General features: G+C 68.9%; 20 protein-coding genes and 3 tRNA genes. 18 read left to right on the top strand and 5 right to left on the bottom strand.

All coding sequences use genetic code 11. The features are described 5' to 3' along the window. The first annotated feature begins 27 nt into the window (after positions 1-27). From I3V78_RS24260 to I3V78_RS24250, 3 genes are all read left to right on the top strand, one after another. Positions 28-1,923, top strand: coding sequence for a M2 family metallopeptidase (locus I3V78_RS24260; protein WP_204490815.1), 1,896 nt, complete (start codon positions 28-30; stop codon positions 1,921-1,923). 124 nt (positions 1,924-2,047) lie between these two features. Continuing rightward, entirely contained in the window at positions 2,048-2,251 is a 204-nt protein-coding gene (locus I3V78_RS24255) for a cold-shock protein (protein ID WP_204490814.1), read from the top strand. A 196-nt stretch (positions 2,252-2,447) separates the two neighbouring features. After that, the gene (locus tag I3V78_RS24250; RefSeq protein ID WP_239578323.1) at positions 2,448-4,433 is read left to right on the top strand and encodes a hypothetical protein; all 1,986 of its coding nucleotides are present in this window, start codon (positions 2,448-2,450) and stop codon (positions 4,431-4,433) included. Between the two features lie 14 nt (positions 4,434-4,447). Here I3V78_RS24250 and I3V78_RS24245 read toward each other — a convergent pair whose 3' ends face one another. Together I3V78_RS24245 and I3V78_RS24240 are read right to left on the bottom strand one after the other, a co-directional pair. Then, entirely contained in the window at positions 4,448-5,635 is a 1,188-nt protein-coding gene (locus I3V78_RS24245; RefSeq protein ID WP_204490812.1) for a lactonase family protein, read from the bottom strand. Between the two features lie 176 nt (positions 5,636-5,811). Continuing rightward, positions 5,812-6,528, bottom strand: a complete 717-nt coding sequence (locus tag I3V78_RS24240; RefSeq protein WP_204490811.1) for an FKBP-type peptidyl-prolyl cis-trans isomerase — start codon at positions 6,526-6,528, stop codon at positions 5,812-5,814. 164 nt (positions 6,529-6,692) lie between these two features. Here I3V78_RS24240 and I3V78_RS24235 point away from each other — a divergent pair, with 164 nt between their 5' ends. The 15 genes from I3V78_RS24235 (at position 6,693) to I3V78_RS24165 (ending at position 18,736) form a co-directional block, all read left to right on the top strand. After that, positions 6,693-7,031: a PilZ domain-containing protein gene (locus I3V78_RS24235; protein ID WP_204490810.1), complete on the top strand. Its 339-nt coding sequence runs from the start codon at positions 6,693-6,695 to the stop codon at positions 7,029-7,031. A 75-nt stretch (positions 7,032-7,106) separates the two neighbouring features. Beyond that, positions 7,107-7,913 (top strand): hypothetical protein, encoded by an 807-nt coding sequence (locus I3V78_RS24230; RefSeq protein ID WP_204490809.1) that lies wholly within the window; start codon positions 7,107-7,109, stop codon positions 7,911-7,913. Between the two features lie 9 nt (positions 7,914-7,922). Beyond that, entirely contained in the window at positions 7,923-8,300 is a 378-nt protein-coding gene (locus I3V78_RS24225; RefSeq protein ID WP_204490808.1) for a PEGA domain-containing protein, read from the top strand. Positions 8,301-8,358: 58 nt separating this feature from the next. Then, on the top strand, positions 8,359-9,591 hold the full coding sequence (locus I3V78_RS24220; RefSeq protein WP_204490807.1) for an AI-2E family transporter: 1,233 nt from the start codon (positions 8,359-8,361) through the stop codon (positions 9,589-9,591). 74 nt (positions 9,592-9,665) lie between these two features. Continuing rightward, entirely contained in the window at positions 9,666-10,412 is a 747-nt protein-coding gene (locus I3V78_RS24215; RefSeq protein ID WP_204490806.1) for a uracil-DNA glycosylase family protein, read from the top strand. Positions 10,413-10,474: 62 nt separating this feature from the next. Beyond that, a tRNA-Val gene (locus tag I3V78_RS24210) sits at positions 10,475-10,546 on the top strand. Between the two features lie 75 nt (positions 10,547-10,621). Next, on the top strand, positions 10,622-12,550 hold the full coding sequence (thrS, locus tag I3V78_RS24205; RefSeq protein ID WP_204490805.1) for a threonine--tRNA ligase: 1,929 nt from the start codon (positions 10,622-10,624) through the stop codon (positions 12,548-12,550). Positions 12,551-12,648: 98 nt separating this feature from the next. Next, positions 12,649-13,536: a translation initiation factor IF-3 gene (gene infC / locus I3V78_RS40230; protein ID WP_338023853.1), complete on the top strand. Its 888-nt coding sequence runs from the start codon at positions 12,649-12,651 to the stop codon at positions 13,534-13,536. A gap of 76 nt (positions 13,537-13,612) precedes the next feature. Next, entirely contained in the window at positions 13,613-13,822 is a 210-nt protein-coding gene (gene rpmI / locus I3V78_RS24195; protein ID WP_095981481.1) for a 50S ribosomal protein L35, read from the top strand. 96 nt (positions 13,823-13,918) lie between these two features. Next, positions 13,919-14,266 (top strand): 50S ribosomal protein L20, encoded by a 348-nt coding sequence (gene rplT, locus I3V78_RS24190; protein ID WP_204490804.1) that lies wholly within the window; start codon positions 13,919-13,921, stop codon positions 14,264-14,266. A 134-nt stretch (positions 14,267-14,400) separates the two neighbouring features. Continuing rightward, a complete protein-coding gene (pheS, locus tag I3V78_RS24185) occupies positions 14,401-15,450 on the top strand; it encodes a phenylalanine--tRNA ligase subunit alpha (protein ID WP_204490803.1) in 1,050 nt (349 codons plus the stop codon). Further along, positions 15,450-17,861 carry a phenylalanine--tRNA ligase subunit beta gene (pheT, locus tag I3V78_RS24180; protein WP_204490802.1) on the top strand — a complete coding sequence of 804 codons (2,412 nt, stop codon included), beginning with the start codon at positions 15,450-15,452 and terminating at the stop codon, positions 17,859-17,861. The genes pheS and pheT overlap by 1 nt, the downstream gene beginning before the upstream one ends. 108 nt (positions 17,862-17,969) lie before the next feature. Beyond that, positions 17,970-18,404: an integration host factor subunit alpha gene (locus I3V78_RS24175; protein ID WP_204490801.1), complete on the top strand. Its 435-nt coding sequence runs from the start codon at positions 17,970-17,972 to the stop codon at positions 18,402-18,404. 105 nt (positions 18,405-18,509) lie between these two features. Next, positions 18,510-18,586, top strand: a tRNA-Pro gene (locus tag I3V78_RS24170). A 73-nt stretch (positions 18,587-18,659) separates the two neighbouring features. After that, positions 18,660-18,736 (top strand) — tRNA-Asp (locus I3V78_RS24165). Positions 18,737-18,827: 91 nt separating this feature from the next. Here the strand turns inward: I3V78_RS24165 and I3V78_RS24160 are convergent. The 3 genes from I3V78_RS24160 to I3V78_RS24150 all read right to left on the bottom strand — a co-directional run bounded on the left by I3V78_RS24160 (position 18,828) and on the right by I3V78_RS24150 (position 23,698). Then, positions 18,828-19,946 carry a phytanoyl-CoA dioxygenase family protein gene (locus I3V78_RS24160; protein ID WP_204490800.1) on the bottom strand — a complete coding sequence of 373 codons (1,119 nt, stop codon included), beginning with the start codon at positions 19,944-19,946 and terminating at the stop codon, positions 18,828-18,830. Between the two features lie 147 nt (positions 19,947-20,093). Then, positions 20,094-20,813, bottom strand: a complete 720-nt coding sequence (locus tag I3V78_RS24155) for a DUF6209 family protein (protein ID WP_204490799.1) — start codon at positions 20,811-20,813, stop codon at positions 20,094-20,096. Positions 20,814-20,845: 32 nt separating this feature from the next. Next, positions 20,846-23,698 carry a glycoside hydrolase family 31 protein gene (locus I3V78_RS24150; protein ID WP_204490798.1) on the bottom strand — a complete coding sequence of 951 codons (2,853 nt, stop codon included), beginning with the start codon at positions 23,696-23,698 and terminating at the stop codon, positions 20,846-20,848. Positions 23,699-23,726: the final 28 nt, after the last annotated feature.

Genomic DNA, 23,726 nt, shown 5'->3' with positions numbered 1-23,726 from the left:
ACGGTTCCTCTACGGTGAGGCCCCGACATGACCTCCTCCCGCTCCGCTCCCCGCTTCCTGCGCGCGGCCCTCGTGGCCGTGCCCTTCCTGGTGGCCTCGTCCGGCTGCGCGACCGCGTCGCCCGCGGCGGCCCCGGCCTCCGCCGAGGCATCGGCCGCGCCCTCGGCCAAGGCCGCCCAGGCGCCGCTCACCGCCGGCGATGCGCGCCAGTTCACCCAGCGCGTCAACGACGAGCTCAAGCGCCTGTGGACGAAGCAGGCCACGGCCGAGTGGATCAAATCCACCTACATCACCGATGACACCGAGCGCAACGCGGCCACGGTGAACGAGGAGGTGATGGCCTACCTCAGCCAGGCCATCACCGAGGCGGCGCGCTTCAAGGACGTCCAGGGGCTCGACGCGGACAGCGCGCGCATGCTGCACCTGCTGCGGGTGTCCTCGCCGCTGCCCGCGCCCAACGCGGCCGACAAGCGCGCGGAGCTGGCCACCATCGCCGCCAAACTCGAGGGCCTCTACGGCAAGGGCAAGTACTGCGGGCCGGACGGCAAGGGCGCCTGCAAGGATCTGGGCGAGCTGTCCGACGTGCTCGCCAAGAGCCGCGACTACAACGCGCTGCTCGACGCGTGGGTGGGCTGGCACGCCGTCGCCCCGCCCATGCGCCCGCTCTACGAGCGCATGGTGGAGCTGTCCAACGAGGGGGCCCGGGAGATCGGCTTCCAGGACACGGGCGCGCTCTGGCGCTCGAGCTACGACATGTCGCCCGAGGACTTCGAAAAGGAGGCCCAGCGGCTGTGGGGTCAGGTCAAGCCGCTCTACGACGAGCTGCACTGCTACGTGCGGGCCCGGCTGGCCAAACAGTACGGCGAGGACAAGGTCCCCGCGGGCAAGGCCATTCCCGCGCACCTGCTCGGCAACATGTGGGCCCAGGAGTGGAACAACGTCTATGCCCTGGTGGAGCCCTACCAGGGGCAGCCCAGCCTGGACGTGAGCGCCGAGCTGCAGGCGCAGAAGTATGACGCGGTGCGCATGGTCAAGCAGGGCGAGGCCTTCTTCACCTCGTTGGGCCTCAAAGCCCTGCCGGAGACGTTCTGGCAGCGCTCGCAGTTCACCAAGCCGCGCGATCGCGAGGTGGTGTGCCATGCGAGCGCCTGGGACGTCACCTACGACAACGACCTGCGCGTGAAGATGTGCATCAAGCCCGTCGAGGAGGATCTGGTCACCATCCACCACGAGCTGGGCCACGACTACTACTACACGTACTACCACACGCTCCCGGTGCTCTATCAGCAGGGGGCCAACGACGGCTTCCACGAGGCCATCGGCGACGCCATCACCCTGTCCATCACCCCGAGCTACCTCAAGCAGGTGGGGCTGCTCAAGAAGGTGCCCGAGGGGGACAAGGGCCTCATCAACCTGCAGATGAAGGACGCCATGGAGAAGGTGGCCTTCCTGCCCTTCGGCCTGCTGGTGGACCAGTGGCGCTGGGAGGTGCTGTCCGGCCGGGTGAAGCCCACGGACTACAACGCCTCCTGGTGGGCCCTGCGCGAGAAGTACCAGGGCGTGCGCGCGCCGGTGGCGCGCTCGGAGAAGGACTTCGATCCGGGCGCCAAGTACCACGTGCCCGCCAACGTGCCCTACACGCGCTACTTCCTGGCCCGCATCCTCCAGTTCCAGTTCCACCGCTCGCTCTGCCAGGCCGCCGGCTTCAAGGGCCCGCTGCACGAGTGCTCCATCTACGGCAACAAGGACGCCGGCAAGCGGCTCGCGGCCATGCTGGAAATGGGTGCCAGCAAGCCCTGGCCCGAGGCCCTCGAGGCCCTCACCGGTCAACGGCAGATGGACGCTTCGGCTATTCTGGAATATTTCACGCCCCTGCGCGGCTGGCTCCAGAAGCAGAACCAAGGGCAGAAGTGCGGTTGGTAGACGCACCCGTCGTGGACAGCGCGCACGCTGCCGCCTAACATCACCAATCGCTTGGCTGGGCTATTTCTGGCTGGGACCCGCGCGGCGGACGGTTCGCGCGGGTGTCGAAGGAAGAAGAGAGCACATGGCGACTGGTACCGTGAAGTGGTTCAACGATGCGAAGGGCTTCGGGTTCATCACGCAGGACGGGGGCGGCGAGGATGTGTTCTGCCACCACTCGGCCATCAACATGGACGGGTTCCGGACCCTGCAGGAAGGCCAGAAGGTCGAGTTCGAAGTGGCCCGCGGCCCCAAGGGCCTGCAGGCGCAGAACGTCCGCGCGGCTTAAGCCGTCCTGACGCGTCACGCTGTACCCGATAAAGGGTCCGGTCCCATGGATCGGGCCCTTTTCTTCGTCTGGAGTCCTCGTGTCCGCCCTCTCGAAGTCCTGGTTCTTGCTGCTCGCGGCGTGCGGGTGCGCGTCCGTGCCGGCCCCGGTCTCCACGTCCTCCACCACTCCCGCCTCCGAAGCAAAGGCTCCCGCCATGTCGCGCGCCGTCGTGCCCTCCGATCTCGAGCCGCGGCTGGTGGCCCAGCATGGCGAGGCCCAGCGCGAGCGCATCCACCGGGGGCTCGCGCAGGTGGCCGCGCTGTGGCGCCCGGAGGACGGGGACCTGGCGGCCTTCGCGGCCGAGCACTTCGTGTCGGAGCCGGCGCGGCTCGCGGCCACCCGGGATCGGCTGGAGCAGGCGCTGGAGCAGCTCGGCGGGCACCTGAACGAGGTGAGTCGCGAGCTGCGCCGCCCCACGGATCTGGACGTGGGCCCCCTCTTGCCGGTGGATCCCCTGCTGGCCGCGTACGATCCGGGCGCGCACGTCACCGAGGATCTCTTCCGCGCCAAGGTGGGCTTCGTCGTGCTGCTCAACTTCCCCCAGACCACCCTGGCCGAGCGCCTGGAGCGGGGCCCGGGCTTCTCGCGCGACGCGTGGGCGGAGGACCGGCTCACGGGACGCTTCGGCAGCCGGGTGCCCGCCGAGGTGCGCCAGGCGGAGACCCGCGCGACGTCGGACGCGGACCTGTACATCGCCGAGTACAACCTCTGGATGCACCACCTGGTGGATGACCAGGGCCAGCGGCTCTTTCCCAAGGGCATGCGGCTCATCAGCCACTGGAACCTGCGCGACGAGCTCAAGTCGCGCTACGCGGACCCCCAGGGCGTCGCGCGGCAGCGGATGATCATCCAGGTGATGGAGCGCATCGTCACCCAGACCCTCCCCGCGGCGGTCATCGACAACCCCCGGGTGGACTGGAATCCCTTCACCAACGCGGTGAGCGTGGCCCCCGCCTCCGAGGTGGAGGACGACGCGCCCGCGCGCCCGGCGGTGGGGGATGGCACGCGCGAGGACGACGTGCGCTACGCGAAGCTGCTCGCGCAGTTCCACGCGGCGCGGCGGGCGGATCCCTTCGTGCCCGTGGCGCCCTCGGCCATCGCCCGGAGCTTCGAGCTGGGGCGCGAGCTGCCCGAGGCGCGGGTGCGGGGGCTGCTGGAGCAGGTGCTCGCCTCACCGCTGGTGCCCCGGGTGGCGGCGGTCATCCAGCAGCGCCTGGGCCGGCCCCTGGAGCCGCAGGACCTGTGGTACGCGGGCTTCAAGGCGAGCGGCGGGCGCCCCGAGGCGGAGCTCGACGCGCTCACGCGCCAGCGCTACCCGAGCGCCGAGGCCTTCGCGCGCGACATGCCCCGCATGCTCCGGGCCCTGGGCTTCTCCCCGGAGAAGGCGACGTTCCTCGCGGAGCACATCCGCGTGGACGCCGCGCGCGGCGCCGGGCACGCGATGCAGGCGATGCGCCGGGGGGACTTCCCGCGGCTGCGCACCCGCGTGGGCCCGGGCGGCATGGACTACAAGGGCTACAACATCGCGGTGCACGAGCTGGGGCACAACGTGGAGCAGGTGTTCTCGCTCTACGAGGTGGACCACACGCTGCTCGCGGGCGTGCCCAACAACGCCTTCACCGAGGCGCTCGCCTTCGTCTTCCAGGCGCGGGATCTGGAGCTGTTGGGCCTGGCCCGGCCCGACGCGGCGAGCGAGCGCGAGCGGGTGCTCAACGACTTCTGGCAGACGTGGGAGATCGCCGGGGTGGCCCTGGTGGACGTGGCCGTCTGGCACTGGATGTACGCGCACCCGGACGCCACCCCCGCGCGCCTGCGCGAGGCCGTGGTGCGCATCGCCCAGGAGACGTGGGACCGGTACTACGCCCCGGTGCTGGGCGGGAAGGGGACGCCGCTGCTCGGCATCTACAGCCACATGATCTCCTACCCGCTGTACCTGGCGGACTATCCGCTCGGGCACCTCATCGCGTTCCAGATCGAGGAGCACCTGCGGAAGTCCGGCGCGCTGGGCCGGGAGTTCGAGCGCATGGCGCGCCAGGGCGCGGTGACGCCGGACGTGTGGATGCAGAACGCCACGGGCGCGCCGGTGAGCGCCGAGCCCCTGCTGCGCGCCACGGAGGCCGCGCTGGGCCCGGCGCGCTGAGCGCCCGCGGGACGTCAGCTCGCGGCCGACGCGAACGCCAGACAGGTGGGCGAGGGGATCGCCAGGGGCTGGCCGACGGGCGTCAGTCGGCCGGTCCGCTCGTCCCGCCGCAAGGCGAGGATGTCGTTGCCGCGCTGATTGGCCACGAGCAGGAACGCGCCCGTCGGATCGATGGCGAAGTTGCGCGGCCAGTGGATGCCCCCGGTCGCGTGCTCCACGAGGGTGAGCGTGCCGTCCGGGCCAATGGCGAACACGACGAGGCTGTCGTGGCCCCGGTTGGAGCCATACAGGAACCGGCCATCGGCGCTGACGTGGATGTCCGCGCAGTAGCTCTGCCCGGTGAAGCCCTCGGGCAGGGTGGACAGGGTCTGGAACTCCTTCAACGTCCCGAGCTCCGGATCATAGGCGAGCGCGGTGACCGTGGAGTTCAGCTCGTTGATGCTGAAGACGACGCGGCCGTTGGGGTGGAAGGTCAGATGGCGCGGTCCGGCGCCCGGCGCGGTGGCGAAGAAGGGCGTCGGGGCGGGGGTGAGCGCGCCTTGGGCGGCATCGAACCGGTAGACCATGATCTTGTCCGTGCCGAGATCCGACACGAGCACGTGCCGGTTGGCGGCATCCAGCCGGGCCTGGTGGGCGTGCGGGGACGACTGGTTGGGATGGGGCCCCGAGCCCTCGTGCTGCTCGAGCTCGACGGCGGTGCCCAGGCCTCCGTCCGTCTGGAGCGGAAGGACGGCGACGTTGCCGCCGACGTAATTGGAAACCAGGAGGAAGGCATTCCGGGCGTCCAACTCCAGGTGGCACGGAGCGCCGCCACGCGACGCGCGCTGGTTGATGAAGGTCAGCTCGCGGCTCTGGGGGTGGATGGAAAAGGCACTCACCGCGCCGCTGGGCTGCCCCTCGAACTCCACCAATTCATTGACGGCGTAGAGGTGCTGACCCTTGGCATCCAGGAGCAGGTACGAGGGGTCGACCACGCCCCGGGTGACGCCCACCCGCTCGAGGCCGCCAGTGGCCAGATCCAGCTTGCACAGATAGATGCCCTCGCTTCCCCCCGAGGTGTAGGTGCCCACGTAGAACCAGAGCGCGGACGGAGCGGACGGCTGGGGCTCTGGCGCGGGCGCTTCCTCGCCGTCGCAGGCCAGGGCCAGGCCCAACGTCGCCAGGCCCGAGAAATGGATGAAGTCGCGGCGTGTCATCGCCATGGTGTCCGACCCTTTCAACATCACGGCTGTCAAACCAACACTCAAGCCGTCATCATTGAGATTCGAGTGAGACGCGACTTACGGGTATTTCCTGTCGGGGGTCAAGGGCTTCGCGCAACCCCAGACAGGAGCCCCGGGAGGTGTGCCTCCCGAGGCCTGGGTCGAGGAGCGCGGGACTACTTCTTGGGCGTGGCGCGCGGCACGTCCGCGCCCTGGCCGCCGATGCTCAACAGCTCCACCTCGAAGACGAGCGGGGCATTGGGGGGAATGGTGGGGGGCGAGCCCTGCTCCCCGTAGGCCGTCTTGGACGGGCACACCAGCTGGGCCTTGCCGCCCACCTTCATCTTCTGCACGCCCTCGGTCCAGCAGGAGATGACGTCGGAGAGGCCGAACTCGGCCGGCGAGCCCCGCTTGTAGGAGCTGTCGAACTCCATGCCGTTGGTGAGCGAGCCCCGGTAGTTCACCTTCACCGTGTCACTGGCCTTGGGGCTCGGGCCGGTGCCCACCTTGAGATCCCGGTAGATGATGCCGGAGGGCAGCTTCACGGCCCCCTTCTCCTTGGCGGCTTCCTCCAGGAACTTCTGGCCCACCTTCTCCTGGCGGCCCTTGGCCAGGTCCTGCAGCTTGGGCCCGTACTTCTCCAGGTCCACGAGGGCCGTGCCGTTGCCCTGCGCGTCCGACAGGCCGCGCTTGACGAGCTCCATCTCGGCGGGGCTCAGGTCGAAGAGCTTGATGCTGCGGCCAATCGAAAGCCCGAGCGCGTAGACGGTCTTCTCGTCCTCGGTCTTGAGGGGGGCCGCGTTCGTGGCCGGAGCCGACGCCGCCGGCTGTTGGGCCAGGGCCTGCGACCCGGTGATGCCGATGAGAGCTGCTGCCAGTACGCCCAGACGCATGTGTGTGCTACCGCCTTTCTGATGGCGGCGGAAGGATAGGCGCGACCCGTCTATTCCCGCTGGCCGTTTTCTTGCGACCCGGCCGGATGCTCCTACCCTCGCGGGTGGCTGCTGCAGGACGGAAGCGTCCTGTAGCAATGGGGCCTCTCCACCAGGGTGCGATGATGAGCGACAAGCGGAAGAACGCGCGGGTTCCCCTCGACATCTACGTGAACAAGTACATGGAGGGAGTGCCGTACCTGTCGCACGCGGCGGACATCAGCCAGGAGGGCGTGAGCCTCAGCCGGCTCATCGAGCCCGAGCAGGACGCGCGGCGGGTGGGCCTGCAGTTCCAGCTGCCTGGCTCCGAGGAGGTCATCTACGCCGAGGGCGAGGTGGTGCGCGAGTGGGTGGAGGCGAGCCCGCGCCGCGACGAGCGCTCGGGCGTGCGCTTCACCCTGCTCACCGAGCGCCACCGGCAGATGATCGACGCGTATGTGGCGCGCGGCCCGCGCGAGCACTGAGGAGGCTGCTCGCTCCCCGGGGTGGCCCTCGCGTTCGCCTTGACCGGGTGGAGGGTGCGCCGGTTGAATTCCTCCATGCGAAGGGGCGAGTGGAGCAGTCGTGTGTCGCGGGCGCTGGCGGTGCTCGTGTGGTTGGGGCCGCTCGGGGTGCTCGCGGGGGACGGGACCGTGGACTGGGAGCGGCAGGTGCTCCGGGTGACGGGCAACGGGCCCCCGGACGTGAAGGCCTCCAACGCCGCGCAGGCGAGGCTGGGCGCGGAGCGCTCGGCCCGGGACAACGCCCTGGCGGCGCTGCGCGAGCGCGTCCAGGGCCTGCCCTTGCGCGCGGATCGGACCGTGGGCGAGGAGCTGGCCGGTGGGGATGCCCGGCGCCGGCTCGACCCCGTGCTCCAGGGCTACCGGGTGGTGCGCACGCGCTACTTCTCGGACGGCGGGGTGCGCCTGGAGGTGGAGCTTCCCCTGGGGGTGCTCACCGAGGCCCTGGTGAATCCCTCGGGCCCCGCGGGGGTCCCCGGGCCGCAGAAGCCCGCGGAGGACAAGGCGCCCGCGGAGGGCAAGCACACCGGCGTCGTGGTGGACGCGCGCGCGCTGGGCATGACGGCGATGCTGGCACCCCGGCTGGTGGACGACACCACGGGACAGCCCCTGCATGGCCCGGCCACGTTGGACGCGCGGGCGCGCCAGGACCTCGGGGTGGCGGGCTTCTTCCCCACGCTCGAGGCGGCGCGGGCCTCGGCGCGGGTGGGGGCCAGGCCCCTGGTGCTCAAGGCGGTGAAGCGGGACGGGGCGGATCTGCGGCTCGATCCGGACGCGGTGAAGGCGCTCGCCGAGCTGGGGCCGCGCCCGCTGGCCGAGGGCCATGTGGCGATCCTCATTCAATAGGAGCGGGAGATGAAGCGGGCGGGTGGGGTGATTGGAGGCGTGCTGGGGCTCGTGCTGGGGTGTGCCTCGGGACCCGAGCGGGTGGAGGGCCCTGCGGCGGAGCGCGCGCGGGCACTGCTGCGGGGCGGCTCGCGCATGGGCAACCTGGTGCTGCGCTGCGAGCCCTCGGACGCGGACGTGTACCTGGACGGCGTGGTGCAGGGGGTGTGCGCGGACTTCGCGGGCGAGCCGCGGGGGCTGAGCGTGGGCACGGGCCTGCATCAAGTGGATGTGAAGAAGGACGGCTACTGGCCGTACGTCACCTATTTCGAGCCCAGCTCGGCCCGGGCGGTGCTGACCATCCGGTTGCGCTCGGTGGAGCCGGAGCGGGGTGGGGACGCCCCCTGAACCGGGGGGGAGCTTCCGGTGTAGCCTGGACGGGCTTCGGACCACGGTCCGGGGCGGCATGGAGAGGAGCGCGGTCATCGGACGCAACAAGCGAGGCAAGGCGCAGGCGGTGAAGGTGTCGGCGGTGAAGGAGTCCGGGGCCGGGCAGGCGCCGGAGCCGACCCTGCGCGTGGTGCGGAGCGAGCCCGAGGGGGGCCTCGAGGAGCTCGAGGCCCGGCGGGTGGACTTCATCTGGTCGGCGGTGATGGTGGGGGCGTTGGGGTTGGTGTTCGGGCTGCTGTCGGTGTTCGGCGGGGTGGCGGTGCCGGTGCTGCTGGCGCTGAGCGGGGCCTACGTGCTCAATCCCTTCGTCACGGCGCTGGAGCGGCGGGGCGTGGATCGGACGTGGGGCACGAGCGCCGTGTTCGCCGGGTGCACGCTGCTGCTGGCCGGGGCGGTGCTCTACCTCGTGCCCGTCTTCCGGGACGAGGCGGCCAAGCTGCCGGACTTCTTCGTGAAGGCGAGCGGCCAGGTGATTCCCCGGGTGGAGGCGCTGCTGGGCCACCCGCTGCCGGATCTGCTGCGCCAGCGCATGACGGAGCTGGGCGGGCGGGCCTCGGAGCTGTTGCAGAGCGCGGGGCCCACGGCGGCGCGGCTGGTGGCGAGCTTCGCGGGCAACACGGCGCGCTTCGTGGCCACGCTGCTCGGGCTGCTGGTGGTGCCGGTGCTGGCCTTCTTCTTCCTGCAGGACTATCCGCAGCTCGTGTCGCTCGTGCGGGGGCTGGTTCCGCGCCGGGCGGTGGGGCTGGTGGACCGGCGCTTCGCCGAGGTGGACGAGGTGCTGTCCGCCTTCGTGCGGGGGCAGCTCACCGTGGGGGCCATCCTGTCGGTCCTCTACAGCGCCGGGCTGAGCTTCGCGCGCATCGACATGGCCATCGTCATCGGGGTGATCGCGGGCTTTGGCAACATGGTGCCCTACCTGGGCACGGGCGTGGGGATCGTGTTGGCGATGCTGGGGGTGATGTTGTCCTGGCAGGGGCCGTGGCAGCTCGCGCTGGTGGCGGGCACGTTCCTGGTGGGCCAGCTCGCCGAGGGCTTCTTCATCACCCCGCGCGTGGTGGGGGACAAGGTGGGCCTGTCCTCGGTGTCCGTCATCATCGCCATCCTGGCCTTCGGCGAGCTGTTCGGCTTCACCGGCATCCTGCTCGCGGTGCCGTCCACGGCCATCCTCAAGGTGGTGCTGCGGGTGGTGGTGGCGCGCTACCAGCGGATGCCAGTGTACACGGGGACGGGCGAGACGCCCGGGGCCTGAGTCCTCTCCGGCCCACCGGCCGAGCGGGCCCGGGGTCCTGGCATCCGGAGGTGGGGCGGCGCTAGGCAAGGGACGTGTCGAAGCGCGAAGCCACGGAACCGGGTGTCGGGGGGCTGGGCGCCCTCCATGAGGAAATCATCGCCTGCCGGGCCTGTCCCCGCCTGGTGGAATGGCGCGAGCAGATCGCCCGCGACAAGCGCCGGGCCTACCGGGACTGGACGTACTGGGGCAGGGCGGTGCCCGGCTTCGGGGACCCCCGGGCCCGGCTGGTCATCGTGGGCCTGGCGCCCGCGGCGCACGGGGCCAACCGCACGGGCCGCTACTTCACGGGTGACCGTTCAGGGGAGTTCCTCCTGGCGGGATTGCAGCGCGCGGGCTTCTCCAACCAGCCCCGCAGTGATCACCGGGAGGATGGTCTGCGACTGACGGACGCCTTCATCTCGGCGCCTTGCCGGTGCGCGCCCCCGGACAACAAGCCCCTGCCGGAGGAGCTGGCCCGCTGCACGCCGTTCTTCGATCGCGAGCTGGCCCTGCTGCCCGTCCAGGTCATCCTGGCCCTGGGCGCCATCGCCTGGAACGCGTCGCTCGCCTGGATGCAGCGCACGGGCGTGCGCGTGCCGTCTCCCCGGCCGGCGTTCGGGCATGGCGCGGAGGCGCGGCTCGCGGGGGCGCCGGTGCTCGTGGGCAGCTACCACGTGAGCCAGCAGAACACGCAGACGGGCCGGCTGACCCCGGCCATGTTCGACACGGTGACGGCGCGGGTGCGGGCCGTGCTGGACGCGCCCCGGGAAGAGTGTGGTGGGGCCTCTCTGTTTGCTTGACAGTCGCGGCCACGCCCTGTAATTCCCCGCCCGCCTTCGTGACGACGAGTCCCGAGGTGCACGGGTCGTTAGCTCAGCGGTAGAGCACTACCTTGACGCGGTAGGGGTCAGTGGTTCGATCCCACTACGACCCACTCGATGTACCAGGTTCCAACACGCGGGCGGCAGGCTGATCAGCCTGCCGCCCGTGTTCTTTTCCGAGGTCTCGCATGTCGGATCAAATCACGGTGACGCTCCCGGATGGCAGCCAGAAGCAGGCGGCCCGGGGCACGTCCATCGCGGACTTCGTGCGCGAGGGCATTGGAGCGGGTCTGGCCAAGGCTGCCCTCTTCGCGCGGGTGAACGGCGAGGACGTGGACTTGTCGCGCAAGCTCGAGGCGGACGTGAAGCTGCAGATCTTCACCTCCAAGAGCCCCGAGGGACTGGATCTCATCCGGCACGACGCCGCGCACGTGGTGGCCGGGGTGGTGCAGCGGCTCTACCCGGGCACGCAGGTGACGATTGGTCCGGCCACGGAGGAGGGCTTCTACTACGACTTCTTCCGCGACCGGCCCTTCACGCCCGAGGACCTGGAGAAGATCGAGGCGGAGGCCAACAAGGAGATCGCCCAGAACCAGCCCTTCGTGCGCAGCGAGATCTCGATGGACGAGGCCATCCAGCTCTTCGAGGGCAAGGGCGAGAAGTTCAAGGTCGAGATCGTCAAGGACATCGCGGCCAAGGGCGCCAAGACGCTCACGCTCTACACGCACGGGGACTGGGTGGACTTCTGCCTGGGGCCCCACGCGCCGAGCACCGGGAAGATCGGCGCCATCAAGCTCCTGTCCACCAGCGGCGCCTACTGGCGGGGCGATCACCGCAACCCCATGCTCCAGCGCATCTACGGCACGGCCTTCTTCGACAAGAAGGCGATGCAGGAGTACCTCACGCGCATGGAGGAAGCGCGCAAGCGCGACCACCGCAAGCTGGGCAAGGAGCTGGATCTCTTCCACTTCCACCCGTACTCGCCCGGCGCCGCCTTCTGGACCCCCAAGGGCACGACCTTCTACAACACGCTGTCGGCCTTCATGCGTCGGCTGACGTCGGACGGCGGCTACGTGGAGATCAAGACGCCGCTGCTCTACAACAAGGGCCTCTGGGAGACGAGCGGCCACTGGGGCAAGTACAAGGAGAACATGTTCCTCGTGCTGGACAGCGAGAGCGGCGAGCACGACTTCTCGCTCAAGCCGATGAACTGCCCGAGCCATCACCTGTACTACGGCTTCAAGAAGCACAGCTACCGCGACCTGCCCCTGCGCCTGCACACCCAGGACGTGCTGCACCGCAACGAGGCGGCGGGCTCGCTCGGGGGCCTGACGCGCGTGCGCCAGTTCGCCCAGGACGACGCCCACATCTACTGCCGCGAGGATCAGATCCCTGACGAGGTGAAGCGCTTCGTGCAGCTGCTCGACCGCGTCTACAAGGCGGTGGGGCTGAGCTACTCGGTGAAGCTGTCCACCCGCCCGGAGAAGCGGCTCGGGGACGACTCCCTGTGGGATCGCGCCGAGGGGGGCCTCAAGCAGGCCCTGGAGAGCATGGGGCTGCAGTACGAGCTCAAACCGGGCGATGGCGCCTTCTACGGGCCGAAGATCGACTTCGACGTGTCCGACAGCATCGGCCGCAAGTGGCAGCTGGGCACCATCCAGCTGGACTACCTGGCACCCGAGCGCTTCGACCTCACCTATGTGGGCGAGGACAACGCCGAGCACCGGCCGGTCGTGCTGCACCGCGCCATCTTCGGCTCGTTCGAGCGGTTCATCGCCATCCTCATCGAGCACTACGCGGGCGCCTTCCCGGCGTGGCTCGCGCCGGTGCAGGCCACCCTCGTCACCGTGGCGGACCGTCAGATGGAGTACGCCCGCCAGGTGCGCGACCAGCTTCGCGCCAAGGGGTACCGGGTGGAGCTGGACGAGCGAGGGATCACGCTCAACGCCAAGATTCGGGACGCGCAGATCCAGAAAACGCCCTTCACCCTGGTTATTGGTGACAACGAGGTGGAGGCGGGCGCGGTGGCCCCCCGTCGCTACGGCGGCGAGGACCTCAAGAGCATGAAGTTGGAGGCCTTCGAGGCGATCCTCCAGAAGGACGCCGCCTGGCCGTGATGTTTCACCCGGGGGCCCAGGAGCGCTGTCGGCTCTTGACTCCCGGAGTCTGGCAAGTATCTTGCCCCCCTTCCGAGGGGGGCACCTACTCCCACTAGCTGGAGGGCTTACACATCGCTCGCGATCAAAGAACGAACCGCCGTATCCGCGCTCGCGAGGTCCGCGTCGTAGGACCCGCGGGTGAGCAGCTCGGCGTCCTGTCGATCGAAGCAGCCTTGGAGCGCGCTCAGTCCGAGGGGATGGACCTTGTCGAGGTCAACCCCATGGCCAAGCCGCCGGTCTGCAAGATCATGGACTACGGCAAGTTCAAGTACGAGGAGAAGAAGAAGGCCTCGGACGCGAAGAAGAAGCAGGTCGTCGTCCATCTCAAGGAAGTCAAGCTCCGTCCGAAGACGGAGGAGCACGACTACGAGTTCAAGGTCCGCAACGTGCGCCGCTTCCTCGAGGAGGGGAACAAGGCCAAGGTCACGATCATGTTCCGTGGCCGTGAGATCACGCACAAGGAACTCGGCTCGGCCATCCTGGATGACGTCGTCAAGGATTTGAAGGACGTGGCGGTGGTGGAGCAGATGCCGCGCATGGAAGGGCGGCAGATGTTCATGATCATCGCCCCCAACCCGAAGGTGGCTCAGCGGGCGCGCGACCTGGTCCGTCAACAGGCCCTGGCGGCGGAAAAGGCCGATGCGGCGGGCAAGCCCGACGCGGCCAAGTCCGACGCGGCGGCCAAGCCCGAGGCGGGCAAGACCGACGCGGCGGCCAAGCCCGAGGCGGGCAAGACCGAGGCGGCGGCCAAGCCTGACGCGGCGGCCAAGACCGATACGGCGGGCAAGCCCGATGCGGCGGCCAAGCCGGCATCGGGAAGTGCTAAGAAGCCCGGCGACGCTCCGGGTGAGGGCTCGGCGGCCAAGACCGCCGAGGCGCCGGTCGCTTCGGCACCGGCTCCCGCGGCGGGGGCGTCCGCGCCGCCGTCCGGCGGAGCGAAGTAGCAGCACCCGGTTGGGGGGCCCTCACGGGCTCCCTTCCCCGGCATGGACGCAGTCGCAGTCAGGAAGGAACGGCATCATGCCCAAGCTGAAGACGCGTAGCAGCGCCAAGAAGCGCTTCCACGTGAAGAAGTCCGGAAAGGTGAAGTTCGCCAAGGCGCTCGGCAAGCACCTGTTCACCCACGCGAAGTCCCCGAAGCTCAAGCGGGAGCACCGTGGCACGGGTCACCTCCGGGACATGGACGCGAAGAAGGTGCGTCTGGAGCTGTTCCCGTACGGGGCGAACTAGCCGTCGTCGTCATGTTGTCAGAGGGCCCTGACGGTGAAGGGCGTTTCGCCCGGACACCGGGGGTTTTCAAACACCTCGCAGTGCAGGAGTTGAGTCATGCGCGTCAAAAAAGGATTCAAGGCCCGTCGTCGTCGTAATCGGATTCTGAAGCTGGCCAAGGGCTACCGGGGCCGCCGCAAGAATTGCTACAAGCGGGCCAACCAGGCCGTGGAGCGCGCGCTGGACTACGCCAGCCGTGACCGCGCCCAGCGGAAGCGCAACTTCCGTTCGCTGTGGATCGTCCGCATCAACGCGGCCGCCCGCACCGTGGGCCTGTCGTACTCGCGGCTGATCGCCGGTCTGGCCAAGAACAAGGTCGCTCTGGATCGCAAGGTCCTCGCCGACCTGGCCGTGGCGGATCCCGCCGGTTTTGCCGCCGTCGCCAACATTGCGAAGGCGGCCTGAAGCACACCGTGAGAGGTGAGTGGGGCCTGGGTTCACCGGGCTCGCTCCGCTCCTGAGATTCAAACCGGGCCGCCCCTGTGGGCGGCCCTTTTTTTTGGCCCCGGCATGCTCCGGGGAGGAAAGGCAGTTGTCCGATGCGAGACCGTTTGCAGACGCTCGCGGATGCGGCGCGGCGCGACATCTCCGTCGCGTCGGAGCCCTCCGCCGTGGAGGCGCTCCGGATCCGATACCTGGGCAAGAAGGGGGAGCTGTCGGGTGTGCTCGGGGGCATGGGCAAGCTGCCCCCCGACGAGCGCCGCGCCCTGGGCGAGGTGGCCAACCAGGTCAAGGCCGAGATCGAGCAGCTCCTGGCCGATGCCACCCAGCGCGTGGAGGAGGCGGCGCTCGCGGCGGAGCTGCGCGGCCCCCGACTGGACGTGACGTTGCCGGGCCGGAGCGTGTCCCCGGGCAGCCGCCACCCGGTGTCCCGGACGATGGAGGACATCGTCCGCACCTTCCAGCGGCTGGGCTTCGAGGTGGCGCACGGGCCGGAGATCGAGCTGGACTACTTCAACTTCGAGGCGCTCAACCTCCCGAAGGATCACCCCGCGCGCGACATGCAGGACACCTTCTACGTGGACGACGCCTCGCTCGGCCACGCGAAGAAGGCGGACAGCCCGGTGCTCTTGCGCACGCACACGTCGCCGGTGCAGGTGCGCTTCATGCTCAACCGCCCGCCGCCCATCCGCGCCATCATGCCGGGCCGGGTCTACCGGCGCGACTCGGACATCACCCACACGCCCATGTTCCACCAGGTGGAGGGCCTGCTGGTGGACAAGGACGTGAGCTTCGCCGAGCTCAAGGGAACCCTGGACGCCTTCGTGCGGGCCTTCTTCGGCTCGGACACGCGCACGCGCTTCCGGCCCTCCTTCTTCCCCTTCACCGAGCCCTCGGCCGAGGTGGACATCTCCTGTACCTCGTGCGGCGGCAAGGGCTGCCGCGTGTGCAAGCACACCGGCTGGCTGGAGGTGCTCGGCAGCGGCATGGTGCACCCCAACGTGTTCAAGCACGCGGGCTATGACGCCACCCAGCTGACCGGCTACGCGTTCGGCATGGGCGTGGAGCGCATCGCCATGCTGCGCTACCGCATCGACGACCTGCGGATGATGTTCGAGAACGACGCGCGCTTCCTGGAGCAGTTCTGATGAAGATCTCGGTCAAGTGGCTCAAGGACTATGTGGCGCTGCCCGCGGACGTGGACGAGCTGGCGCGCCGGTTGACCGCCGTGGGACTGGAGATCGAGGGCATGGACCGCCCCGGCGATGCCCTGCGCGGCGTGGTGGTGGCCCGCATCGCCGCGTCCGTGCAGCACCCCAACGCGGACAAGCTCTCCGTCACCCAGATCGACCTGGGCCAGGCGGACATGCTCCAGGTGGTGTGCGGCGCCAAGAACTTCAAGGTCGGGGACAAGGTCCCCCTGGCCACGCTCGGCACCCGGCTGCCCAACGGGGTGGAGATCAAGCAGGCCCCGCTGCGCGGCGTGGACAGCTTCGGCATGCTCTGCTCGGCCAAGGAGCTGGGCCTGTCCGAGGAGTCCTCGGGCCTGCTCATCCTCCCCGCGGACCTCGCGCCCGGCACGCCCATCGCCGAGGCGCTCGGGCTGGATGACGTGGTGTTGGAGGTGAACGTCACCCCCAACCGCCCGGATGCCCTGTCCCACCTGGGCGTGGCGCGCGAGGTGGCGGTGGCCACGGGCGCCCCCCTGCGTCCGCCCGAGCCCCGGCTCGCCGAGTCCGGCGCGCCCGCCTCCGAGAAGGTGCGGGTGCGCATCGAGGACGCCACGCGCTGCCCGCGCTACGCCGCGCGCGTCATCGAGAACGTGAAGATCGGCCCCTCGCCCCAGTGGCTGCAGGACCGGCTCAAGGCCTGCGGCGTGCGCCCCATCAGCAACGTGGTGGACGTCACCAACTTCGTGCTGCTCGAGTACGGCCAGCCCCTGCACGCCTTCGACCTGGACAAGGTGGCGGGCCAGGAGATCATCGTCCGCACCGCGCGGCCCGGCGAGAAGATGACCACGCTGGATGGCAAGGAGCGCACGCTCTCGCCCGAGGATCTGCTCATCTGTGACCGGGACCGGGCCCAGGCCCTGGCCGGCGTCATGGGCGGCGCGGACAGCGAGGTGGGCGCGGGGACCACGCGCGTGGTGCTCGAGTCCGCCCACTTCCAGCCCGCCACGGTGCGCCGCTCCTCCAAGCGCCACGGCCTGCACACCGAGGCCTCGCACCGCTTCGAGCGCGGCGCGGACCTGGACGCCGTCGTGCCCGCGGTGGACCGCGCCGCGGCGCTCATCGCGGAGCTGGCCGGCGGCACCGTGGCGCCCGGCCGGGTGGACCTCCACCCCCAGCCCCAGCCGCCGCGCCGGGTGACCCTGCGCTACGGCCGGGTGGAGAAGGTGCTCGGCGTGTCCATCGCCGAGTCCGAGTGCCGGCGCATCCTCGGCGTGCTCGGCTTCCGGGGCGTGGAGGAGGGGAGCGGTCAGAGCACCTTCGAGGTGCCCCGCGCCCGCGTGGACGTGGAGCGCGAGGAGGACCTCATGGAGGAGCTCGCGCGCGTGTACGGCTACGACAACATCCCCGCGAAGCTGCCCCGGGGACTCGCCGAGCTGGCCCCCGAGTCGCCCACCACCGAGGCCGAGCGCCGCGCCCGCCAGGCCCTGTCCGGCGCGGGCCTGAGCGAGGTGGTGAACTACTCCTTCGTCACCCCGCGCACGCTGGAAGTCCTGGGCGGCACCGAGCAGCCCGTCGCGCTGCTCAACCCCCTGAGCGTGGAGCAGTCCGTGATGCGCACGAGCCTCCTGCCCGGCCTGCTCGAGAACCTCTCGCGCAGCGTGCGGCACCAGGTGGACACCGTGTCCGTGTACGAGATGGGCCGGGCCTACCTCCGGGATGCGGAGGGCGGGCAGGGCCAGCGTCCGGCCACCCGCGAGGTGCACCGCGTGGCGGGCCTCGTCTGGGGCGTGCGCGGCGGGCGCTCGTGGACGCAGAAGGAGGCCCGGGCGGACTTCTACGACGCCAAGGGCGCGCTGGAGTCCCTGCTGCACGCGCTGCACGTGGACGGCGTGCGCTTCGTGCCCGCCGAGGCCCCGGCCTGGCACCTGCGGGCGTGCGCGCGCGTGGAGCTGGCGGACGGCACGGTGCTCGGCCACGTGGGCGAAGTGCACCCCCGCGTGACCAAGGCCCTGGACCTGCCCCGGGACGTCTTCGTCTTCGAGCTGGACACGGCGCCGCTCTACGCCGCCGCCCGGCTCGTGCCCTCCTCGCGCGGGCTGCCGAAGTTCCCCGCCGTGCTCCGTGACCTGGCCGTGGTGGTGCCGGTGGAGCTCGCCAACGACGAGGTCCGCCGCGTCATCCTGGAGGTGGGCGGGCCGCTGGTGGAGGACGCGCTCGTGTTCGACGTGTACACGGGCAAGCCCATCCCCGAGGGCCGCAAGAACCTCGCCTACGCCATCCGCTACCGCTCGCCCGAGCGCACGCTCACCGACGTGGAGGTGGGCACCGCCCACCAGCGCATCATCTCCGAGGTCAACCAACGCCTCGGCGGAGCGCTGCGCAGCTGACGTTGGAAACGGGAAAACCTGAGTGAAACCGGTGGGTTGACAGCTGTCCGGGAAGGCTGTCACAGTCCGCCGGGTTCACCCCCTGGAGAGGGACGCGAAGGCACGCGCATGACCAAGGCGGACATCATCGAGGGCGTCTACGAGAAGGTCGGCTTCTCCAAGAAGGAGTCGGCGGAGATCGTGGAGCTCGTCTTCGACACCTTCAAGGAGACGCTGGAGCGCGGGGACAAGATCAAGATCTCCGGCTTCGGCAATTTCCAGGTGCGCCAGAAGAAGGCGCGCGTGGGGCGCAATCCGCAGACGGGCAAGGAGATCGAAATCTCCGCGCGCCGGGTGCTGACCTTCCGGCCGAGCGCGGTGCTCAAGGCGGCCCTCAACGGCGAGCAGATTCCGGAGAACCACTCCGAGCTGGACGCCGCCGAGGAGGCCGCCGCCGACGCCGCCGAGGCCGCGGGATTGGATCCCGAGGACTTCGACGAGGAGCTCGAGGACGTGGGTCCGCTCGCGGCCTCCGCGGGCGGCCTGAAGGCCAAGGCCGAATAGATTTTTTGAGGAAGTGCCCGATCTCTTTCTTGACCTGGGGAGATGGGGCGGGCATAAGCAGCCCATCTCGCTGACGCCGAAACCGGCGGCGACGAGACGACTCAACGGGGCGTAGCGCAGCCTGGTAGCGCACTTGCTTGGGGTGCAAGTGGTCGCAGGTTCAAATCCTGTCGCCCCGACCATCGAAGACCCTGGAGTTTCACCTCACGGTAGGCTCCAGGGTCTTCATCTTCTCCTCTCGGGGAGAGGCGTTGTGGGGAGTTAGTTCAGTTGGTTAGAACGCCGGCCTGTCACGCCGGAGGCCACGGGTTCAAGTCCCGTACTCCTCGCCAAAAGAAGCCCAGCAATCCTTTCGGATTGCTGGGCTTTTTTGTTTGTCCACCGCGGGCGCGGTGGGGCTGTTGGAGCTCGCCAGGGTGTGCGTCAGCGCTGGGCTTGCACGGGCTTGCGTGGAGTCCCCGCCACCAGGGGCCGCGCCTCGTGGTTCCCGCGCCGGTTGTCCGGATGCACCATGCGCAGCTGGGACGGGTCGTACGTGAAGAATGCGTCGAAGAGGTTCAGGAACCTGTGTTTCTCCTGGGCCAACCGGTTGCACACGTCGGGGGCCAGGTCCGTGGGCACTCCACCGCGCAGGAGCTGGAGGTTGAGGTCGGCGCCCGGGTTGCTCTCATCGTGGCTCGGCGCGGGGGCGAAGTTCAGCAGCCAGGAGATGCGGTCCACCCCAGAGGTGTTGGCGCGGCTCCCGTGCCACACGTAGTTGTGCAGGAACAGTGCGTCGCCGGCCCGCATCGTCATGTCGAGGGACTGTCCGGGCGCATCGAACGGATCGACATACATGCACGCCCGCGTCGCGTCGATGTCGACGAGCGGGATCCAGAGGTGCACCGAGCCCTTGTGGCGCCGCGAGGCCTCGGAGTAGCCAGCCTTGCCGCCATCGACATCCCGGTGGCACTTGGTGGCATACGCGGTCCCCGCGCGCACCACCATGACCTGCTCGTACTCGAGGAACACCTCGTTCCCCAGGATGCTCTTGAGGAGCGGCCCCACCTTCTCGGCCAGCGCCTGGAGGAGATGGGGAACATGCAGCAGCACCTTCTCCAGGTTGATCTTGTCCCGGTGCGCCGCCCTGTTCGCCTCCCATACGTCGGTGATGAGGGGCTGCACGACAGCGCGCAAGGTGCTCAGCAGATCCTCGGACAGGACGCGTCGGACCACGGCGAACCCGCGGCGCTCGAGGTGCTCCCGGACTTCGGTGGCGTAGAAGGCGTTGTCGATGGCACGGATCCCTTCCCAGACGTCCATCGGCCCGCCCCGCTCAAGCGAATGGGCGAAGAATCGCTCCGCTCGCTCGGTGCCGTCGGCGCGGCGCACCACGTACCGGAACGGCTCCCCGGGGGCCAAGGTTCCCGTGTCGACGGTGTAGACGTGCGGCAGGTCGTGGTGCGGCTCGCACTCGGCCCACGCTCCGCCAGCGGACCTCGCGACCAGACTCTCGCCGTGCTGTAGATGCATCTCGATGCGTCGCTGACTGCTCGAATTCATGAACACTCCGACAAGGACATCCCCGACATGTGGCTCGGCCGAGGGGGCGGACGTCTTCGCGTCCACGGGTCGGCCCCATCAAATCATCACCCGCCGCCACGCCCGTGGAGGCGGGCCTGGCGGCGGGTCCACGGCGACGGCTTTGACTCAGTCCTTCCGAAAATGCCTGCCGCTGTTGTCGTCGACGTAGGTACGGCCACCGAGCTGGTAGGCCAGGTCGAAGACCACGGGCACCGCGCTCGGGAGCACCGCGTGGGGGAGGAGCCAGATGTGGCCCCCCTCCGGGTCGCGGGCACCGGTGTCCGTGAGCGGCGCCTCCCGGACCTGGCCAGGAACGCCTTTTTCGAGCACGCGGTAGCGCACGCGGACCTGCGTGGCCTCCGGGTTGACCGCGAGCCGGAGCTGGCGCGAGGCGCCGTGCTCCGATGGCGGCACCGGGTGCACCCGGAGATCCCGGGTCACGAACCGGAACCGGTAGTCGCGGCCGTAGTCGCTGTCGTAGTGCACCTGGCCATCACTGCCCCGGTAGTCGAACCAGACGCGGAGCTCCTCGGCATCCGCGGGGACGACGAACTCCTGGAGGAGCATCGCGCCGTGGCCCGTCGGATCCTTCTCGACATGGCGAAGGATGCCGGAGCGCGACCACAGCACCTTGCTCTGCACCGGGCCCTTCTCGGAGAACCGCACGTGCACCGTGATGGGCTGGCCGGGCATACCAAAGAGGTAATCGGGGGCCAGCGGCATCCGGTGTGGATCGTAGTAGAGGCCAAGCTTGCCGCCCGGCTTGAGCTCACCCTCGAGCCGTTGGCTCCAGGTGCAGGTGAAATAGATGGTGGCGGATTTGCCGAGTCCGTGCCGCGAAATCATGGAAACCCTCGTATGTATGGAGAGCGATTGGTCTACAGGTACATCGCCGTGACCGAGCGGTCGGGCTGGGTGTCGAAGACCTTGATGAAGGTGACCTGGATGTCCTGGTTCCAGTAGTAGGCGTTGCCCGGGGACGAGGAGAGGCTGTCCGGGTCCCCGGCATCGGCAAGCGCCGCGTCGTCGAGCGTGACGGAGGAGGGCGCCCGGGTTCCGACCAGGGCGACGTAGTAGAACTTCGCCGGAGGGGTGTACTGGTCGAACACGCGCCGCACCTGGACGATCTGGCCGCCGGAGATGCCCGTGTGGCTGATCTCGGTGAGCCGGTAGGCCTGTTGGAGTTCGGCCTGGGTGGTGGTTCCGTCATCCTGGTACAGCGAGTAGACGCTGTCTGGCCCCGGGTAGATGTTGAAGGTGAGCGGGTTCTCGGGATTCTCGCCCACGTACTGCTCCAGCTCGCGGAAGGGCAGGATGGCCCCGGCGCGGACGTAGGTGGGCACCTGGTCGAGCGCCGCCACCCAGTTGTCGATCAGGGTGCCGCCGTCCACCGGCGCGTCGAGTGGCGCCTGGTTGTCCTTGAAGGCGTACCACTGGCTGCCAGCGGGCAGGTACACGGACCGGGTCGCCACCGGCGGAGCGCCTTCGCCTGGTTGGGTGATGGGCGCCACCAGGAAGTCACGGCCGATGAAGAACTGCTGATCCAGGTAATCGTAGACCCGGGGATCCTGGGGATCGTTGAGGAAGAGCGCCCGGGCGATCGGCAGGCCCGTCTGCGTCGCCTGGTACATGCTGTCGTAGTAGAGCTGCAGCATGCGGTAGCGCAGCTCCACGAACTTGCGGCAGTGGGTGGGGACGGGCTCTCCGTAGGCATACGGCTCTTGGAACTGCTTGTTGTAGCCGTCGTAGTGGTTGCGGTACCAGGGCAGGAACGAGCCGAGCGTCATCCAGCGGGTGAGGAGTTCGTAATTGGTGACGCCGCCCTCCACCTTGGCGCCCTTGAACGGATCGCCGACGACCTCGGAGGGGGTGCCCGGGTCCTTGGCAAACCCGCCGATGTCGCAGCCCGAGATGGGGATTCCGGACAGGCCCAGGTTGAGTACCTCGGGGATGTTGATCCGCAGGAACTCCCAGGTGGAGGCGGAGTCACCCGTCCACAGGCCCGCGTAGCGCTGCATGCCGGCGAAGCCGCCGCGCGCGATGATGAAGTTGCGCTTGTCCGGACGGAGGATGTTGATTCCCTCCCAGGTGGCCTGCAGCAGCAGCAGCACGTAGGCGTTGTGCATCTTCGCGTTGGGAACGTACGTGGTGCCGTTGTACGTCTCCAGCGCGAGCGGGAACGTCTGGGAAGGCGTGTCGGTGGTCGCCTGGAGGGCCGGGCAGGTCATGTCCTGCCAGATCATGTCCAGTCCCACGTCCTTGATGAGGTGCGAGTACTGCTGCCCCCAGACCTGGCGCACGTCCGCGCGGCCGAAGTCCGGGTAGTTTCCATTTGCACCGAGCGGGATGGAGCCATTCACCGGGTGCAGGGGCGGCACCGGGTAGGGGTTGGTGCCATTATTGCTCCCATAGGAGACCGTTCCCACGAACTCATCGGGGTTGGGCCCTTGATTGGCCAGGGTGTCGTAGATGAGCCCGTTGATGTTCTGCAGGGCCTGCCGCTGCGCGTAGAGCGTCTTGTTCCCGTTCTCGTCCAGATCGTTGTTCGTCAACAACGGGGTGATGTTGGTGCTGCACTTGAACCCACGCGCGTGCAGGCCATCCATCATCTCCGGCGTGTTGGGGAACTTCATCTCGCTGGTGGTGAAGGTGCGGTAGTTGTCCTGGAAGTCCACGTCGATGTGCAGCCCATCGATAGGGATCCGCGCAGTGCGGTAGGCATCGGCCACCCCTTCCAGGATGTCGCGGCTGTAGTAGCCGTAGCCTCCCTGGTGGTAGCCGAAGACATACTTGGGCGGCATCGTGGGGCGCCCGGTGAGGGTGGTGTATTGCTGGATCACTCCGGCGGTGTCGTCACCCGCCATGAAGTAGTAATCCATGTCCCCGTACAGGGCACCGAAGTAGTACTTCCCCCTCATGTCCGAGTAGTCGTCGGCGCCGATGTTGATGTACGACTGGGCGGAATTGTCGAAGAAGATTCCGTAGCTGTACGGGCTGCCGACGTAGTCCCCCTGAGGCGTGGGGTTGTTCTCCATCAGCAGTGGCACGGAGCAGTACAGCGGCTCGCTGGGGTTGAGCGGACCCCCCTCGTTGTTCGCGGGAACGGGACCGTTGTACATGTAGTTGTCATAGTTGAAGAACGTCATGGTGAACTCGTTCTTCAACACCTGGCTGCCGGCCTTCTCCCCGAAGCCGAAGTAGCGGGCGCCGCCAGGATAGACCTTGAAGTTGGCGATCACCTCCTGGCCGGGGATGTAGACGAGGTTCTTGCCCGGCGGATCGGCGTTGATCAACTGCTGGCCCCGGTACACGAGGATCCGGTACGGCTGGAGCTGGATCTCCACCCGGATCGCGCCGGTATCCACCACGATGGCCTGATCGTCATCCTGGAGGACGTTCAGGTTGACGTCACCCAGGTTGCGGTTGACCACCGCCACCGACGTCTCCACCGAATAGTCGAAACCCTGCGCGGGGTTGAACCGCACCCGGAAGCAGGTGCTGGACAGGAAGGAAATCTGGAACGAGAGGGCATTCTCCACCGTGGTGAGCGTGAAGACGTCGCGGGCGCGCGAGTGGTGGGCGATGTCGCCGATCGACGTCCAGCCGTCGTTGTTGGGCGTGAACGCGTCGACGTTGACGAACATGTAGCTGTCGGCGGGCGCGGCGGCCTGGGCGGTGGTGCGAGCGCGCTCCTGCGAGCGCTGGGCGAGTTTGGGAAGGGGTTGGCTCATGGCGGTTGCGAGCGACGAAGGGGGTGGG

The organism is Archangium primigenium (assembly GCF_016904885.1).
In the GTDB taxonomy this organism is placed as follows: domain Bacteria; phylum Myxococcota; class Myxococcia; order Myxococcales; family Myxococcaceae; genus Cystobacter; species Cystobacter primigenius.
This window is presented reverse-complemented; position numbering and strand designations above follow the sequence as displayed.

Bases quoted from the DNA above. Each gene is read 5' to 3' on its own strand.
- I3V78_RS24260 (WP_204490815.1), top strand. From the start codon at position 28: ATGACCTCCTCCCGCTCCGCTCCCCGCTTCCTGCGCGCGGCCCTCGTG.
- I3V78_RS24255 (WP_204490814.1), top strand. From the start codon at position 2,048: ATGGCGACTGGTACCGTGAAGTGGTTCAACGATGCGAAGGGCTTCGGG.
- I3V78_RS24250 (WP_239578323.1), top strand. From the start codon at position 2,448: ATGTCGCGCGCCGTCGTGCCCTCCGATCTCGAGCCGCGGCTGGTGGCC.
- I3V78_RS24245 (WP_204490812.1), bottom strand. From the start codon at position 5,635: ATGGCGATGACACGCCGCGACTTCATCCATTTCTCGGGCCTGGCGACG.
- I3V78_RS24240 (WP_204490811.1), bottom strand. From the start codon at position 6,528: ATGCGTCTGGGCGTACTGGCAGCAGCTCTCATCGGCATCACCGGGTCG.
- I3V78_RS24235 (WP_204490810.1), top strand. From the start codon at position 6,693: ATGAGCGACAAGCGGAAGAACGCGCGGGTTCCCCTCGACATCTACGTG.
- I3V78_RS24230 (WP_204490809.1), top strand. From the start codon at position 7,107: ATGCGAAGGGGCGAGTGGAGCAGTCGTGTGTCGCGGGCGCTGGCGGTG.
- I3V78_RS24225 (WP_204490808.1), top strand. From the start codon at position 7,923: ATGAAGCGGGCGGGTGGGGTGATTGGAGGCGTGCTGGGGCTCGTGCTG.
- I3V78_RS24220 (WP_204490807.1), top strand. From the start codon at position 8,359: ATGGAGAGGAGCGCGGTCATCGGACGCAACAAGCGAGGCAAGGCGCAG.
- thrS (WP_204490805.1), top strand. From the start codon at position 10,622: ATGTCGGATCAAATCACGGTGACGCTCCCGGATGGCAGCCAGAAGCAG.
- rpmI (WP_095981481.1), top strand. From the start codon at position 13,613: ATGCCCAAGCTGAAGACGCGTAGCAGCGCCAAGAAGCGCTTCCACGTG.
- rplT (WP_204490804.1), top strand. From the start codon at position 13,919: ATGCGCGTCAAAAAAGGATTCAAGGCCCGTCGTCGTCGTAATCGGATT.
- pheS (WP_204490803.1), top strand. From the start codon at position 14,401: ATGCGAGACCGTTTGCAGACGCTCGCGGATGCGGCGCGGCGCGACATC.
- pheT (WP_204490802.1), top strand. From the start codon at position 15,450: ATGAAGATCTCGGTCAAGTGGCTCAAGGACTATGTGGCGCTGCCCGCG.
- I3V78_RS24175 (WP_204490801.1), top strand. From the start codon at position 17,970: ATGACCAAGGCGGACATCATCGAGGGCGTCTACGAGAAGGTCGGCTTC.
- I3V78_RS24160 (WP_204490800.1), bottom strand. From the start codon at position 19,946: ATGAATTCGAGCAGTCAGCGACGCATCGAGATGCATCTACAGCACGGC.
- I3V78_RS24155 (WP_204490799.1), bottom strand. From the start codon at position 20,813: ATGATTTCGCGGCACGGACTCGGCAAATCCGCCACCATCTATTTCACC.
- I3V78_RS24150 (WP_204490798.1), bottom strand. From the start codon at position 23,698: ATGAGCCAACCCCTTCCCAAACTCGCCCAGCGCTCGCAGGAGCGCGCT.